The organism is Paenibacillus sp. F411, from assembly GCF_017582705.1.
Classification (GTDB): domain Bacteria; phylum Bacillota; class Bacilli; order Paenibacillales; family Paenibacillaceae; genus Paenibacillus_AQ; species Paenibacillus_AQ algicola.
On the sequence record NZ_JAGFIP010000012.1, the window covers coordinates 49,631 to 64,295 of the forward strand.

15 protein-coding genes are annotated in these 14,665 nt (G+C 53.4%); 10 read left to right on the forward strand and 5 right to left on the reverse strand.

The window, feature by feature from the left end; genetic code table 11:
* Positions 1-39 precede the first annotated feature (39 nt).
* Entirely contained in the window at positions 40-1,515 is a 1,476-nt protein-coding gene (locus tag JJQ72_RS13185) for an aminotransferase class I/II-fold pyridoxal phosphate-dependent enzyme (RefSeq protein ID WP_208203973.1), read from the reverse strand.
* Positions 1,516-1,722: 207 nt separating this feature from the next.
* A complete protein-coding gene (locus tag JJQ72_RS13190; protein ID WP_138225368.1) occupies positions 1,723-2,346 on the reverse strand; it encodes a DUF1054 domain-containing protein in 624 nt (207 codons plus the stop codon).
* Positions 2,347-2,544: 198 nt separating this feature from the next.
* On the opposite strand from JJQ72_RS13190, the gene JJQ72_RS13195 reads away from it, so the two are divergent.
* Together JJQ72_RS13195 and gndA are read left to right on the forward strand one after the other, a co-directional pair.
* Positions 2,545-3,141, forward strand: coding sequence for a hypothetical protein (locus JJQ72_RS13195; protein ID WP_138225369.1), 597 nt, complete (start codon positions 2,545-2,547; stop codon positions 3,139-3,141).
* A 212-nt stretch (positions 3,142-3,353) separates the two neighbouring features.
* On the forward strand, positions 3,354-4,763 hold the full coding sequence (gene gndA, locus JJQ72_RS13200) for an NADP-dependent phosphogluconate dehydrogenase (RefSeq protein WP_138225370.1): 1,410 nt from the start codon (positions 3,354-3,356) through the stop codon (positions 4,761-4,763).
* Here the strand turns inward: gndA and JJQ72_RS13205 are convergent.
* The gene (locus tag JJQ72_RS13205) at positions 4,760-5,068 is read right to left on the reverse strand and encodes a hypothetical protein (protein ID WP_138225371.1); all 309 of its coding nucleotides are present in this window, start codon (positions 5,066-5,068) and stop codon (positions 4,760-4,762) included. The two genes, gndA and JJQ72_RS13205, sit on opposite strands and share 4 nt — an antisense overlap.
* Positions 5,069-5,253: 185 nt before the next feature.
* On the opposite strand from JJQ72_RS13205, the gene JJQ72_RS13210 reads away from it, so the two are divergent.
* Complete coding sequence (locus JJQ72_RS13210) at positions 5,254-5,769, forward strand: shikimate kinase (RefSeq protein ID WP_208203974.1); 516 nt, start codon at positions 5,254-5,256, stop codon at positions 5,767-5,769.
* Positions 5,770-5,845: 76 nt separating this feature from the next.
* Here the strand turns inward: JJQ72_RS13210 and JJQ72_RS13215 are convergent, their stop codons facing one another.
* A complete protein-coding gene (locus JJQ72_RS13215) occupies positions 5,846-6,157 on the reverse strand; it encodes a rhodanese-like domain-containing protein (protein ID WP_138225373.1) in 312 nt (103 codons plus the stop codon).
* Positions 6,158-6,297: 140 nt separating this feature from the next.
* On the opposite strand from JJQ72_RS13215, the gene aroA reads away from it, so the two are divergent.
* From aroA to ptsP, 4 genes are all read left to right on the forward strand, one after another.
* Complete coding sequence (gene aroA / locus JJQ72_RS13220; RefSeq protein ID WP_208203975.1) at positions 6,298-7,590, forward strand: 3-phosphoshikimate 1-carboxyvinyltransferase; 1,293 nt, start codon at positions 6,298-6,300, stop codon at positions 7,588-7,590.
* A 57-nt stretch (positions 7,591-7,647) separates the two neighbouring features.
* Positions 7,648-8,070: a CoA-binding protein gene (locus JJQ72_RS13225; protein WP_138225375.1), complete on the forward strand. Its 423-nt coding sequence runs from the start codon at positions 7,648-7,650 to the stop codon at positions 8,068-8,070.
* A gap of 129 nt (positions 8,071-8,199) precedes the next feature.
* Entirely contained in the window at positions 8,200-10,083 is a 1,884-nt protein-coding gene (locus JJQ72_RS13230) for a glucose PTS transporter subunit IIA (protein WP_208203976.1), read from the forward strand.
* A complete protein-coding gene (gene ptsP, locus JJQ72_RS13235) occupies positions 10,080-11,807 on the forward strand; it encodes a phosphoenolpyruvate--protein phosphotransferase (protein WP_208203977.1) in 1,728 nt (575 codons plus the stop codon). Before JJQ72_RS13230 ends, ptsP begins: the two co-directional genes overlap by 4 nt.
* Positions 11,808-11,878: 71 nt before the next feature.
* On the opposite strand, the gene JJQ72_RS13240 is transcribed toward ptsP, so the two are convergent.
* Positions 11,879-12,403 (reverse strand): type 1 glutamine amidotransferase domain-containing protein, encoded by a 525-nt coding sequence (locus tag JJQ72_RS13240; protein WP_208203978.1) that lies wholly within the window; start codon positions 12,401-12,403, stop codon positions 11,879-11,881.
* Between the two features lie 233 nt (positions 12,404-12,636).
* On the opposite strand from JJQ72_RS13240, the gene JJQ72_RS13245 reads away from it, so the two are divergent.
* The 3 genes from JJQ72_RS13245 (at position 12,637) to ccpA (ending at position 14,639) form a co-directional block, all read left to right on the forward strand.
* Positions 12,637-13,083, forward strand: a complete 447-nt coding sequence (locus tag JJQ72_RS13245) for a hypothetical protein (RefSeq protein WP_208203979.1) — start codon at positions 12,637-12,639, stop codon at positions 13,081-13,083.
* 94 nt (positions 13,084-13,177) lie between these two features.
* Positions 13,178-13,525, forward strand: coding sequence for a bacillithiol system redox-active protein YtxJ (gene ytxJ, locus JJQ72_RS13250; RefSeq protein ID WP_138225380.1), 348 nt, complete (start codon positions 13,178-13,180; stop codon positions 13,523-13,525).
* A 103-nt stretch (positions 13,526-13,628) separates the two neighbouring features.
* Entirely contained in the window at positions 13,629-14,639 is a 1,011-nt protein-coding gene (ccpA, locus tag JJQ72_RS13255) for a catabolite control protein A (protein WP_138225381.1), read from the forward strand.
* Positions 14,640-14,665 lie beyond the last annotated feature (26 nt).

Here is a 14,665-nt window from a genome sequence, read left to right on the forward strand (position 1 = left end):
CAAGGCGTCGCGCCTGCATCCGGCAAAGATGAGTGTCAATTAGAAGATTGCATCGGCCTCAATAATGACCTTGACGTTCTGAATGCTGCGATCCTCCGGACCTTTTACCGGCAGCCCGACATCGACGTGATCTGTGATGTAATCGATGTTGTCCTGGGAAATGACCTCTCCAGGGAGGAGGATCGGGATTCCCGGCGGATACACATAAATGAATTCGGCAATAATCCGGCCGGCAGATTCTTTAAACGGAATGACCTCGGTATCCCCGTAGAAGGCGTCGCGCGGAATGAGTGAGAGCTGGGGAATCTCCGGTACCTTGACGATCAGCTCGTTAATTTCATTCCGATTGTGATGCTCCTGAGACAGCTCTTTCAAAGCCGTTATGAGCGTCTCTACCGTATCCGGCGTGTCACCCGGTGTAATCAGGCACAGGATATTGTACATATCACTGAGCTCCACCTCAATGTTGTATTTCTCCCTGAGCCAGTTCTCTGTTTCATAGCCGGTAATTCCCAGATGGCGGACATGGATCGTGACCTTGGTAGGATCAAGGCTGTAGGTGGCCTCTCCGCCCAGAATATCGTCTCCGAAGCAGTAAAGACCTTCAATCTCATTGATGGAGCGGCGGGCATGCTGGGCCATCTCAATCGCTCTGGAAGCCATCTCTCGTCCGTGCAGCGCCAGGTTGCGTCTGGAGGTATCCAGGGAAGCCAGCAGAATGTACGAGGTTGAGGTCGTCGTCAGCATACTGATAATGGTCTGAACCCGGAACGGATTAATGTACCCGTTCTTGGTATTTACATTCAGCACGGAGCTCTGCGTCATGGAGCCGCCCAGCTTGTGGACACTGGTCGCCGCCATATCGGCGCCGGCCTGCATGGCAGACATCGGCAGGTCCTCGTGAAAATGAATAAGCACCCCGTGGGCTTCATCAACCAGCACGGGAATATGATAGCTGTGCGCCAGATCCACAATCTCCTTGAGATCCGCGCTGACACCGAAATACGTCGGGTTGATGACGAGCACCGCTTTGGCGTCAGGATGACGCTTCAGAGCCTTGCGGACCGAGCTGATCGTAATGCCGTGGTCAATGCCCACATTATGATCCTGTGCCGGAGACACAAACACCGGCTTGGCCCCGCTGAAAATGATCGCGGACAGCACCGATTTATGCACATTGCGCGGCACGATAATTTTGTCCCCGGGAGAGCAGACGGACATAATCATCGTCATGATGGCACCGCTCGTGCCCTGGACACTGAAAAAGGTGTAGTCTGCGCCAAATGCATCGGCGGCAAGCTTCTGCGCCTGCTCGATGACGCCTGTCGGCTGATGAAGATCATCGAGGGGAGCGATATTAATTAAATCTATGGAAAGGGCATTATCGCCGATAAACGCCCGAAATTCTTGATCGGTTCCCAGGCCCTTCTTATGTCCTGGAATGTGAAACTGCACCGGATTGTTTCCCGCATGCTCCTTCAGTGCGGTAAAGAGCGGTGTTACGCTATGGTCCATGGAAGCTGTCACAACCTTTCTGTATCTAGAGATTTAAACAAAATTGAGTATAGCAAAATAGGGGGGGAATGCAAGCAAAGCTTTTGGAGGCGTGGTGCCCCGACCGAGCTCGCTGCAGTCCTTGTCCCCCAGTAACAGTATTGGCGTCTGCCTTGAATATCAATCAAAAGCCGGGCTCGCAAGGATGCAAGCCCGGCATGTCTACATTTAGAAAGACAGCCTGTACAGCGGCAGTAACGTTTCGAAGGTGTTCTGAATCACACCGGACAGCTCCTCGCCGTTCATTCGGGAGGCCTCCTCCCGAGGAATGCGCAGCCCGCACATCACCTCGGCCTTCTTCACCTGCTTCAGCTTCCGGATGAGCTCGGCAAATGCCTCGCTGTCCATTTGCTCATGCGGGGTGCCTTCAGGCTTCATATGATCGGTGGACCAGTAAAAGCTCTGTGGCAGCTGCTTGCGGATCTCCGGCAGCTGCTGCTCCAGGTGCCCGGCAAACACCGTTTTGTTCGGGCTCTCGTAAATAATCGCGAAAATGACAAACACATGGGACTCGAACATGCCCACTTCAAAATGCGGCAGCGCCTTATATCCCCGCTTCCCTGCCGCCCAGGCCACCCAGGTGTCCACAGGGGGATTGACAGTGCGCCGGGCATGCTTCGCCACATGAACGAACATTTCCTCCCCGCAGATTGCCGATACGAAAGGCGCGAGCTCTGCGCCAAGGGCTTCAAGCTTCGGGCGCACGTTTTCAATCAGCGCATCCATCCGGGCCTCCAGGCCGGGAACAGTAAATACATCAAAATCTTTCGCATCAAATCCGGTAAAGCTCATACGTCAACAGCCTTCCTGTATATTAGTGGTGAAACGTTGAAGTCCTCTAAGAACGGCTCAAAAATAGTCAATAAACCAAGGTACCGTTACATAAGATGAAGTATAAGATATAGATAAGACTTTCGTCAAAATCGTAAGACATGATAAGGGCCGCACCCGCAAATGGACAAAGCGCAGGAGTACCAAGGAGGGAGTGCCGTGAATAAGAGCGAGGAAGTAGAGTATTGCAATCTGGAGCTCCGGTTTGAACGCCGGCATATCCAGGAGCTGATCAAGGATTTGATTCAGGAGGGGTATTCGCTTTACTGGAGTGAGAATGAAGCCCAGTTTGTCATTTCGATCCGCACCGGAAGGAAGCTCGTGAAGCTGAAATTCCAGCGGACAGGAAGCGGCTTTAAGCTGGTCGGGGATTACATGATCAAGGACCCCAAGCTGTCGGAGTGGATGGAGAAGCTGATTGAGAACACTCGCGGCCACGCCGTTGTGAAGCGATTCAAGGATCGGCAAATCCTCATTGAGAATATTTTATTCGGAGAAGTCATCCGCCTGGTCGAGATCTCCGGGTACCGCCAGCGAGTCTTGTATCAAAAAGGCACTCCCATGACGGAGCAGGAGATGATCCGGATGTTCGAGTCCAGGGAAGGTGAGCAGCGGCTGCTGCTCTGCAGACTGGAGACGGACGACGAGCTTGAGAAGCTGTATAATGCCCTTCAATCCGGGGATGCTAAAGCGGCGGCAGACTGCAGGCAAAAGCTGGAGGAGCTTGCTTTGGAGCTGTTCCGGCTGGAATGGTAATTCTGAACTGCGTTAAGCCTATGCGTATGATCCATCAAATATGAATACACGAAAAACACCTCCGGTCACCAGGGGTGTTTTCGCGCGGCCTTTGGCAGCAGGGGTTCACTTCTCCGCAGAAAAACGTTAATATAAGAGTGTTGTAAACAAAACGGTGTATGAATCGGCACTGTGAGACTACAAATTTAGAGCAAAGGATGGAGAACCAACAAATGGCAAAGCAACAGATTGGTGTCATTGGCCTTGCTGTAATGGGCAAGAATTTGGCTCTTAATATTGAGAGCAGAGGCTTCACGGTTTCCGTATATAACCGTTCCCCGCAAAAGACGGAGGACCTGCTGAAGGAAGCGGAAGGCAAGAACCTGACAGGGACCTTCTCTGTGGAGGAATTTGTGGAGTCGCTGGAAACTCCGCGCCGTATTCTTATTATGGTACAGGCAGGACAAGCTACTGACGCTACAATTGAGCAGCTGCTGCCTCACCTGGATCAGGGCGATATTATTATCGACGGCGGCAACGCCTACTTCCCGGATACCGTTCGCCGCAACAAGGAGCTGGAAGCGAAGGGCTTCCGTTATATCGGAGCCGGCGTATCCGGCGGAGAAGAAGGAGCACTGAAGGGGCCTTCCATCATGCCAGGCGGTCAGAAGAGCGCTTATGAGCTGGTAGAGCCGATCCTTACGGCTATTTCTGCAAAAGTAAACGACGAGCCTTGCTGTACATATATCGGGCCGGACGGCGCAGGACATTATGTGAAGATGGTCCACAACGGCATCGAGTACGGCGATATGCAGCTGATCTGCGAAGCTTACCAGCTGCTGAAGGATGTACTGGGCATGGAAGCTCCGGAGCTTCATGAAATCTTCACGGAATGGAACAAGGGCGAGCTCGACAGCTACCTGATCGAGATCACCGCTGACATTTTCTCCAAATATGATGAGGAAACCGGCAAGCCGATGGTTGACCTCATTCTGGATACGGCCGGACAGAAGGGCACCGGCAAATGGACAAGCCAGAGCTCCCTGGACCTGGGCGTGCCTTTGTCCATGATCACGGAGTCTGTATTCTCCCGCTTCCTGTCCGCGATGAAAGAAGAGCGTGTTCAGGCGAGCCAGATTCTGAGCGGTCCTCAGGCCGAGAAGTTCTCCGGAGACAAAGCTGAATTTGTGGAAAATGTCCGCAAAGCTCTGTTTGCCTCCAAGATCGTATCCTACGCACAGGGCTTTGCCCAGCTGCGTGCGGCTTCGGACGAGTACAACTGGGATCTGCAATACGGCGAGCTGGCCAAAATCTGGCGCGGCGGCTGCATCATCCGTTCCCGTTTCCTTCAGAACATCACAGATGCCTACAATAACGACCCACAGCTGAACAACCTGCTGCTGGATCCGTTCTTCAAGGACATCATCGAGAACTACCAAAGCGCTTGGCGTAAAGTGGTAGCATCTGCTGTATCCATGGGTATTCCGGTGCCGGGCTTCTCCAGTGCGCTGGCTTACTACGACAGCTACCGCTCTGCGAACCTGCCTGCGAACCTGCTTCAGGCGCAGCGGGATTACTTCGGCGCTCACACGTTCAAGCGTGTGGACAAGGAAGGCGTATTCCACTTCAACTGGATGGACTAAGACCAGCTTTCAGTGCTAAGGCCGTTCAGGATGTCAGCCAGACAGGCGCGGATTTCCTCACTGCAGGTGTGGATCGCTCCGCGGCTGTCCATGAGCAGCAGGACCGCCCGGCAATAGCCTGAATAGCTTTGCAGTAACTGTGACTTCGTAAGCTCCTGCGCTGCAGGATCGAGCGAAGTCACTTTTTTATGCGCATAATGCAGCACCCACATGATGTCTTCGCGGCATAGAGGATGTGTGGGCTTCTGAATAAGGTTCAGTCGCCTCGACGGTCCCAGTGGACCTGCAGATTCTGGTTCATTCATACTCTTAATCACTCCTGACTCTGAGCGAATCTAGTGCTACTGCTATTAGGTATATGACAATACGAGGAAAGATAGACTTCCTGCTCGGTATAAAACTAGATGCGGAGGTCATTGTCCAGTCTTTTGGCCCTATGGTATGATAATGAAAAACTTGAAACTGCTAGACTAACAGATGGGGGGAGCCTATGGAGCAGCGTAACATCAGCATCGTCCTGATCGGGATGATGGGCACTGGCAAAAGCACCGCAGGCCGCTGGATCGCGGAACAGCTGGGTTATGAGTTTGTCGATCTGGATCATGAGATTGAAGTGGCCGCCGGGAAGCGTATTCCTGATCTATTCGCTGAGGATGGAGAGCCGGCGTTTCGGAATCTGGAGTCGGCCGTCCTTGCGAAGGTGCTGTCCTGCAGCAAGCGGGTTATTGCAACCGGAGGCGGGGCTGTGCTTTCAGAGAGCAACTGTGAATTGATGAAGCGCCAGGGCTGGGTTGCAGCATTGACCGCCGGGGCGGAGAGCATTGTGGAACGCGTGCGGGAAGATCAGGGAAGGCCATTGCTGGCGGGAGGAGACTTGGAGCTAAAGGTCAGAACTATCCTGGAAGAGCGGAAAGACTGCTACCGGTTTGCGGATTTGACGGTGGATACGACTGGGATTTCCGCTGAAGAGGCAGGCCGGCAGATTTTAATGCATTACCGCGTTTAAGATGCATACGAGCGTATAACAAAAGACAGGAATCCAGAGATTCCTGCCTTGCGTAATTCATTGGGGTAGCCGCGCCCTATTCGTTGTCGTCGGCGTTCCACTCCAGCATGCCGCCCTGCATATTAACAAGCTTGTCCAGTCCTTGCTGGCTCAGGTAATCGCATACGCGCTGGCTGCGGCCGCCGCTGCGGCAGATGAAGATCACTTCCTGATCAGCCGGAATTTCCTGGATTCGGTCCGGGATTTCACCCATGGGAATATGCTTCGCACCGGGAATCATGCCCTGTGCTACTTCATCGTCCTCGCGGACATCAATCATGTAAAGCTTCTCTCCATTGTCCAAGCGGCTGCGCAGCTCGGAGGGAGTAATCTGGGGAATAGAACTCATATTCAAAGAACCTCTTTTCTGTAATGGGTCTGTTATTTGCTTGTTCTATGATACCGAAGCTGCGTTTTGCCTGTCAATTTCCTGTCTTGTGCCACCTTTATAACCTGTACTATTATTGTCAAAAGGAGAGATTACATAACATGGACGTTATTGTGAGACCGACCGCTGCATTGAGCGGTTCTATTGGAGCCTTGTCCTCCAAAAACTATACGACCCGCTATCTGCTCGTAGCCGCACTGGCAGAAGGAACAAGCACCATTTATTACCCGGCCCGCAGTGAGGACAGCGACGCGATGAGACGCTGTATTCAGGATCTGGGGGCTGTTCTTGAAGAGGATGAAGAGAAAGCGGTCATTACCGGCTTCGGCAAGCATCCCAAGAACGTGAAGGAGCTGAATGTAGGTAACGCGGGAGCAGTTCTTCGCTTCTTGATGGGAATTGCGGCACTGACCGAAGAAGTACATTTTGTGAATACGTATCCGGATTCTTTGGGCAAGCGTCCCCATGATGACCTGATTGACGCTTTAGGTCAGCTGGGGGTTGAGATTGAGCATCACGGGGGCCGGCTGCCGATGACCATCCGCGGCGGCAAGCCGCAGGGCGGTTCGATTACGGTGTCTGGCGAGGTCAGCTCGCAGTATTTAAGCTCCTTGCTGTTCCTGACTCCGCTGCTGGAGGGCGATAGCGAGATTACCGTGACCGGTGATCTGAAGTCCAAGGTAGTCATCGGCCAGACGCTGGAGGTGCTGGAGCAGGCAGGAATTGTGATTCAAGCGAGTGAGGATTACAGCAAGTTCCGTGTACCTGGCGGACAAGCCTACCAGGCGAAGACGTATACTGTGCAGGGCGACTACCCGGGTTCGGCCGCCGTGCTGGCGGCCGCCGCGGTTACTCAGTCGGATGTGACGATTCGCAATCTGTCGCCGGACAGCAAGCAGGGAGAGCGCGCCATTATTGATGTGCTGAAGGCTATGCAGGTTCCGCTGACGCATGAGAATAACGATGTACGCGTACAGGGCAATGCCCGGCTTCAAGGCTTGGAGTTTGACGGCGATACCGCAACGGATGCCGTGCTGGCTATGGTGGCGGCAGCTGTTTTTGCTGAAGGGACATCCCGTTTCTACAATGTAGAGAATCTTCGCTACAAAGAATGTGACCGCATCACGGATTATTTGGCCGAGCTTACCAAAGCCGGTGCCCGTGTCGAAGAACGGCAGTCGGAAATCATCGTCCATGGCCGGCCGGAGGGCGTGGAAGGCGGAGTGGAGATCAATGCGCATTATGATCATCGCGTCATTATGGCACTGACCGTGGTCGGCCTCCGTGCAAGCCAGCCGCTGAGAATCAAGGATGCACATCATGTGGCCAAATCGTATCCCCAGTATTTCGACCATCTCAAGGCGCTTGGCGCAAATGTAGAATGGGTAGAATAATAACGTAACGACGGACGCGAAGGCCGCAGCCTGAGCGCAAGAAAGGCGGGATGACACGTGGCATTTCAGAATCCAGCCCGGGAAGAGATTGGCAATATACTTGCTAATGCGGGCAGCATCGCTGTTGTTGGCTTGTCTGACAAGCCGGATCGAACCTCGCATCTGGTGTCGATGGCCATGCAAAGCCGGGGGTACCGGATCATTCCGGTGAATCCCGGCGCGGAGCACATCCTCGGAGAAACCTGCTATCCTTCTCTGGCAGACATTAAGGAGCCCGTAGACATCGTCAACGTGTTTCGCAGAAGTGAGTACTGCGCTGAAGTGGCTCAGGAAGCGGCAGCGATCGGCGCCAAGGTGCTGTGGCTTCAGCAGGGCATCTGGAGCGAAGAAGCAGCCCGGATCGCGCAGGAGAACGGGATGACGGTCATTATGGACCGCTGCATCAAGGTCGAGGATGCCATCACCGGGGGAAGGTCATAAGCGCTGCCTGGCGCGAGAGAAGACAGGTCCTATGCAGACGTAGGACCTGTCTTCTTTTTGCCTGCAGCAAACCCTTTTGACAAAAGCCGGAGCAGCGCTTACCATCTAAGTTAGAAAGGAGGGCTTGCCTTGAATTGGTTGGGCTCTTTACAGCAGCTGGGGCGGGCGGTTATGCTTCCCACCATGGCGCTGCCCGCGGCAGCTCTCCTGCTGTCGTTCGGAAGCCTGCCGTGGGCAGCCTGGGGTGCGGAATCCCTGGGCACGATTGCTACCGCGGCCGGCCATGGCGTGTTTTATTACATGCCGTATTTGTTTGCTATTGGCGTCGCTTGGGGATTGTCCAATCAGGGCGGTCCCGCAGGACTGGCAGCGCTGGCAGGCATGTTTATTTATGATCAGGTGACGGGCACAGCAGGAGATGGGGAGATTCAGCCCTCGACGCTGATCGGGATTATTTTTGGATTAGTATCCAGCCTGGTGTATAACCGGTTTAAGCATATCAAGCTGCCGGAGGCGATTCAGTTTTTTGGAGGGTCGCGGTTTGTTCTTCTCATTATGGGACTGTTCTCGGCACTGTTTGCCTGGGGGATGGTCGGGCTGGCGCCAAAGATACAGGGAGGCATGGAGTCATTTTATGAGCTGACCGTGCATCTGGGCGGCTTCGGCTTGTTTCTGTACGGTATTTTATACCGGGTGCTCGCCGCATTCGGGCTTCATCATCTCCTCAACAATGTGTACTGGTTTCAGTTAGGCACGTATGAGACGCCGGACGGGACGGTGGTGCAAGGGGATTTGCCCCGGTTTTTTGCCGGCGATCCGACGGCGGGTGACTTTATGGCCGGGCTGTTTCCGATTATGATGTTTGCCCTGCCGGCAATAGCTTTTGCCATCATTCAGGAAGCGCGAGAGGATCTGAAGCCCAAGGTGAAAAAGACGTTCATGCGCTCTGCACTGGTATGCTTTTTGACCGGGGTATCGGAGCAGATTGAATTCGCTTTTCTCTTTGCTTCACCGTATCTGTATATCGTGCATGCGCTGATGGCAGGCTTTGCCATGGTGCTTACCTATATGCTAAACATCCACCACGGCTTCTCCTACTCTGCAGGCTTTATTGATTTCGTCATTAACTTCCACCTGTCGCAAAATGCCTGGATGCTCATTCCGATCGGCCTGGCATATGGACTGGTGTATTACTTCCTGTTCCGTTGGGCGATCCGCACCTTCGGCATTCCAACGCCGGGCCGGGAGGAAGGGTCCGCTCTGGAGGGCTGGGCCGGCAACATTCCGTATCAGGCTCCGCTTATTCTGGAGGCGCTGGGCGGCAAGGACAACATCGTCCAGGTGGAGTCCTGCATGACGCGCCTGCGGCTGACGGTGTACAATGACCGCCAGATTGATGCCAATGCGCTGAAGCTGCTCGGCTCTGCCGGATTGATTAAGCTTGGCGGAGGCAATGTGCAGGTCGTCTTCGGTACGTACTCCGAGCTGATTCGGGAAGAGATTAACAAGCTGATGCAGCGGGATCTGCCGCGCGTGCTGTTCAGCGCGCCGGTCCAGGGCCGGATGCTGCCGATTGAAGACGTTCCGGACGATATATTTGCCGCCAAGCTCGTGGGCAACGGCGTCGCGTTTATCCCGGATAAGGGAGAGCTGGTGTCGCCCGTCTTCGGAACCGTGATGCATGTGTACCCAACGATGCATGCAGTGGGCATCGCCACACCGGAGGGGCTGGAGGTGCTCATTCATATCGGCATTGACACTTCGCAGCTGAAGGGACCGTTCCAGGCTGTAGTGAAGGAGGGCGACGAGGTTGAGCCCGGCCAGCTGCTGGTGAGGTTTGACCTGGGCTATCTCAAGACGCACGCCGCGTCGCTGGCGACACCTATGGTCATTACGAACCCCGACAAGGTCAAGTCCTGGAGCTATGCACCCTTCAAATCGGTGAAGAAAGGGCAGACCTCGGTACTATCGGTGGTGTTAAATGAAAGCAATCCTGGGGGTAGAGAGAAATGATTCAAGGTATTGGCGCAGCAGCTGGTGTTGCGTTCGGGAAGGCCTTTGTGCTTCCGCACTGGGAGCTCGATCTGCCGGAGTCCCAGAAGGACGCTGTTGATTTGGCGAGAGAGTTTGAACGGCTGTATGAGGGCATCCGGACGTCCAAGAACGAAATCGAATATATCAAGAATGAGTTTAAGGAAATGGTCGGCGATGAGGAATCGCATATTTTTGATGCGCATCTGGCGATTCTGGAAGATCCGGTATTTATGAATGAAATTCAGGGCTTGATCGAACGTCAGTACAAGGCGGCAGAAGTCGCAGTCAAGGAAGCCATTGACCACTTTGTCACGATGTTTGATCTCCTGGATGATGAATATATGAAAGAGCGGGCCATGGACATCAAGGACGTCGGCAATCGTCTGCTCAAGCATTTGCTGGGGGCGCCAGAGGTCACGCTTCCCTCTGATACCCAGCCCTATATTCTCGTAGCGAAGGAACTGTCTCCATCGCAGCTGGCGCATTTGAATCCATCTCACGTGCTCGGAATCGTAACGATGGCAGGAGGGAAGACCTCGCATTCCGCTATTATGGCGCGGGCCATCGGGATTCCGCTCGTTTCGGGTGTGGAGAATCGGCTCGAGAAGCCGATTCAGACCGGAGACTACCTTGCACTGGATGGAGAAAAGGGATGCCTGTACGTGAATCCGGACACCGAGGTCATTGAGCACTATCGAAGCCTGCGTGAACAGCAGCTGCAAAAGAAAGAGCAGCTTCAGCTGCTCTCCTCGGTGGATGCGGTCACCAAGGATGGCTTCAGCTTCCGGCTGGCAGCCAACATGAACTCGCTGAAGGAGCTGGACACGGCCTTGCATCATGGTGCGGACGGCGTAGGTCTGTTCCGGACGGAGTTTCTGTATATGGACCGGCAGGATTTTCCGACCGAAGAGGAGCAGTTTCAGATTTATCGCCACGCCGCCGAGAGAATGGCAGGGGCACCGGTCGTCATCCGGACCCTCGATATCGGGGGAGACAAGCAGCTGGAATATTTTCCACTGGCAGAGGAAGAGAACCCGGTTCTGGGCTACCGCGGAATCCGGATCACGCTGGACCGGACAGAGCTGCTGCACACTCAATTAAGAGCCATCCTGCGGGCAAGCAAGCATGGCCAGATGAAAATTCTGTATCCTATGATTTCCTCCGTGGATGAGCTGAAGCAGGCCAATGCCGTGCTGAAGCAATGCATGGAAGAGCTAGACGGAAGAGGCATTCCGTATGATCAGGATATTGAGGCGGGCATTATGATCGAGGTGCCGGCGGCGGCCATGATTGCCGATATGCTGGCCAAGGAATGCGATTTCTTCAGCATTGGCACCAATGATCTGGTGCAGTACGTACTGGCTGTGGACCGGATGAATGAGCAGATTGCATCCATGTACCAGCCGTTCCATCCGGCTGTGCTGCGCATGCTGCGCACAACAGTGGACGCGGCGAAGGAAGCGGGTATTCCGGTCAGCGTCTGCGGAGAGCTGGCTGGGGATGAACGGGCCATTCCGTTATGGCTGGAGCTGGGTGTCAATCAGCTCAGTATGTCTCCGCTGTCCCTGCTTCGGGTGAAGCACCGCATCCTAAATACGGCTGCCGCATCAGCTCAGCAGGAAGCCAAAGCCTGCTTTACGCTGAGCTCCAGTACAGATATCGAGGATCGCCTCAGCCGGTTTGCGCTGGCTCAGCCTTCATAAATTTCATAGGCATACAAGCAACAGGCCTGTCCCGAATTTCTCGGGACAGGCCTGTTGCGGCTGAAGTGCACTCAGACTTTGGCCAGCGCATCGCAGAAGGCTTGGCCGTATGGAGGCAGGTCGGCTGGCCGGCGCGCAGAAACGATATGTCCGTCCGTGATGACCGGCTCATCCACCCACGTTGCTCCGGCGTTCTCCATATCATCGCGAATACCGGGAGTCGACGTTACAGTAACCCCCTGTAATATTTTGGCGGAGATCAGCACCCAGCCAGCGTGGCAGATCTGACCGATCGGCTTGCGGTCGGCATCCATCTGGCGTACCAGCTGAAGCACCTGATCATAGCGGCGAAGCTTGTCCGGCGCCCATCCGCCTGGCACCAGAATGCCGTCATAATCCTTGCTGTCGAGCTCGTCAAAAGCGTATTCTGCCGTTGCCGGCACACCGTATTTGCCGATATAGGTCTTTCCTTTCTCCAATCCGGCAAGATGCACCTCTGCACCTTCCTCCCGAACTCTGTACACGGGATACCACAACTCCAGATCTTCAAATTCTTCATCGAGCAGTGCAATCACTTTTTTACCGGTCAATCTCATTACAGCAGGTCTCCTTTCAAAATCTCAGGGTTTTAGATTCAACGTCTCATTCTGTAACAGACTCTATAAGTATAACAAACTAAATCGGACCCTTAAAATCAGGGATGGTAAATAAAGCATAATTTGATTTATTCAAGGATTCTGAAAGGATTTTTGTTATGATAGTAGAATAGTACTATGAGAATAAGGACCCGGTAACGACATTCATGACGGAATCAGAGGTGGCCCCATTGTTGAAGAAATGTACTTGTGGACAAATGATGGAATTAAACCTGAGAACACTGTTTTTCTCCAAAAAAGAAAGTATTACTCACGTTCCCGTGAATGTTTGCGAGGATTGCGGAGTCTATGAGCTCTTGCCGTGCATCAAGCAGGAGGTTGTCAATTACGTGACCTCAGTGAAAGCAGGGCAAAGCGGCGGTGAAATCTCGCTGACGGACCTTTACGAGCCGGCTGCCCTGCTGAAAGAGATTCTCTCAGAACCGCTGGAAGACAGCTTCCAGCTGCCCGAGAAATGCAAGGATCTGATCGGGGAACATATTAATATGCTTCTGGACCTATACCGATTCGCCAAAAGCGAGGGCGATGGTGACTGGATGGCAGACATCAACGAACGCCTGGAGGCTATGACGGTCTTTCTGAAGTCGATTCAGCCGTCTTCAGATATTTACGCGAGCTGATTTGTCGCATGGTGTCGAGTTTGTTGGATTTTTCACGATCGTTTTGTTAGGATATAGAGTAGGAACTTCAAAATATGGAGGGAAGGTATATCCGATGGCGACGATGACAAAAATGACTTCAAGAGATCAACTGCAGGCTGCGATAGAGCGTACCTCCGACCGGGCGCTGCTTCTGTTCAAGCACAGTACCCGCTGCCCGATCAGTGCAGCTGCTTACGATCAGGTTCTGGCCTATTTGAAAGGGGAGCCTCAGGAAGGCTTTGAATACATGATGATTGATGTGATTGCTGACCGGGCGGTGTCGAATGAAGCGGCAGAGAGACTGGGCGTGAGACATGAATCGCCGCAGGTAATTGTGGTTCAAGACGGCCAGCCGGTATGGCATACATCGCACTATCAAATCACGGCAGGCGAGCTGGACAGCAAGCTGAAGAGCCTGTAATGTAAGGGCTTGACATTGCACTAAGCCGTATTTTGTCGTATCATAAATGTAATTATTAGGCGAACGTTTTTTTGAAAATTTATTGGCAATGGAGAGAAGGAATTTGACGGTAACCATTTATGATGTGGCGCGCGAAGCAGGCGTATCCATGGCCACAGTGTCGAGGGTTGTGAACAACAACCCCAATGTGAAGCCACAGACCCGGAAGAAGGTTTATGAAGCAATAGAGAGATTGGGATATCGTCCGAATGCGGTGGCAAGAGGCCTTGCCAGCAAGAAGACCACTACGGTAGGTGTGGTCATTCCGGACATCTCGAACTCGATCTTTGCCGAGATTGCCCGCGGGATTGAAGATATCGCCAATATGTATCACTATAATATTATTCTGTGTAATGCGGACAAGCGCAAAGAGAAGGAAATCCGTGTTATTAATACACTGCTGGAGAAGCAGGTGGACGGACTGCTCTTCATGGGCGGAACGGTTACAGATGAGCATATCCAGGCGTTCCAGACCTCTGCTGTTCCCATCGTGCTTTGCGCAACCAGTGACGAGAAGGGCTCGTATCCTTCGGTCGATATCGATCATGAGCAGGCGGCCTTTGATGCGGTCAGCACACTGATTCGTCATGGTCATCGCGAGGTTGCAATGATCAGCGGTACCTTGCAGGATCCGGCGAACGGCTACGCCCGCTTCCAGGGATATAAGAAGGCGCTTGAGGCAGCTGGTATCGAGTATCAGGAGGACCTGGTACGAATCGGCAATTACCGTTATGAGTCCGGTGTGGAAGCCATGAAGTATTTCCTGGGCTTGAAGAAGAAGCCAACTGCCATCTTCGCTGCTACAGACGAGATGGGCATTGGTGCGATCCACAGCATCCAGGATGAAGGGCTCAAGGTACCGGATGACTTCTCGATCATGAGCGTAGACAACATTCGAATGGCCTCTATGGTTCGTCCTCAGCTGACCACAGTGGCTCAGCCGATGTACGACCTGGGCGCGGTAGCTATGCGGCTGCTGACGAAGCTGATGAAGAAGGAGAATGTAGAGAATCCGCGCGTCATTTTGCCGCATGAGACGATTCTGCGTTTGTCCGTGAGTCACGTGAACGACTAAGACTAAGCATGAAGTGCAATCAATAT

Coding starts and splice junctions, on each gene's coding strand:
- JJQ72_RS13215 (WP_138225373.1), bottom strand. CDS start 6,157: ATGAGTTCTATTCCCCAGATTACTCCCTCCGAGCTGCGCAGCCGCTTG.
- ytxJ (WP_138225380.1), top strand. CDS start 13,178: ATGGCGACGATGACAAAAATGACTTCAAGAGATCAACTGCAGGCTGCG.
- gndA (WP_138225370.1), top strand. CDS start 3,354: ATGGCAAAGCAACAGATTGGTGTCATTGGCCTTGCTGTAATGGGCAAG.
- JJQ72_RS13205 (WP_138225371.1), bottom strand. CDS start 5,068: ATGAATGAACCAGAATCTGCAGGTCCACTGGGACCGTCGAGGCGACTG.
- JJQ72_RS13240 (WP_208203978.1), bottom strand. CDS start 12,403: ATGAGATTGACCGGTAAAAAAGTGATTGCACTGCTCGATGAAGAATTT.
- JJQ72_RS13210 (WP_208203974.1), top strand. CDS start 5,254: ATGGAGCAGCGTAACATCAGCATCGTCCTGATCGGGATGATGGGCACT.
- ptsP (WP_208203977.1), top strand. CDS start 10,080: ATGATTCAAGGTATTGGCGCAGCAGCTGGTGTTGCGTTCGGGAAGGCC.
- aroA (WP_208203975.1), top strand. CDS start 6,298: ATGGACGTTATTGTGAGACCGACCGCTGCATTGAGCGGTTCTATTGGA.
- JJQ72_RS13185 (WP_208203973.1), bottom strand. CDS start 1,515: ATGGACCATAGCGTAACACCGCTCTTTACCGCACTGAAGGAGCATGCG.
- JJQ72_RS13190 (WP_138225368.1), bottom strand. CDS start 2,346: ATGAGCTTTACCGGATTTGATGCGAAAGATTTTGATGTATTTACTGTT.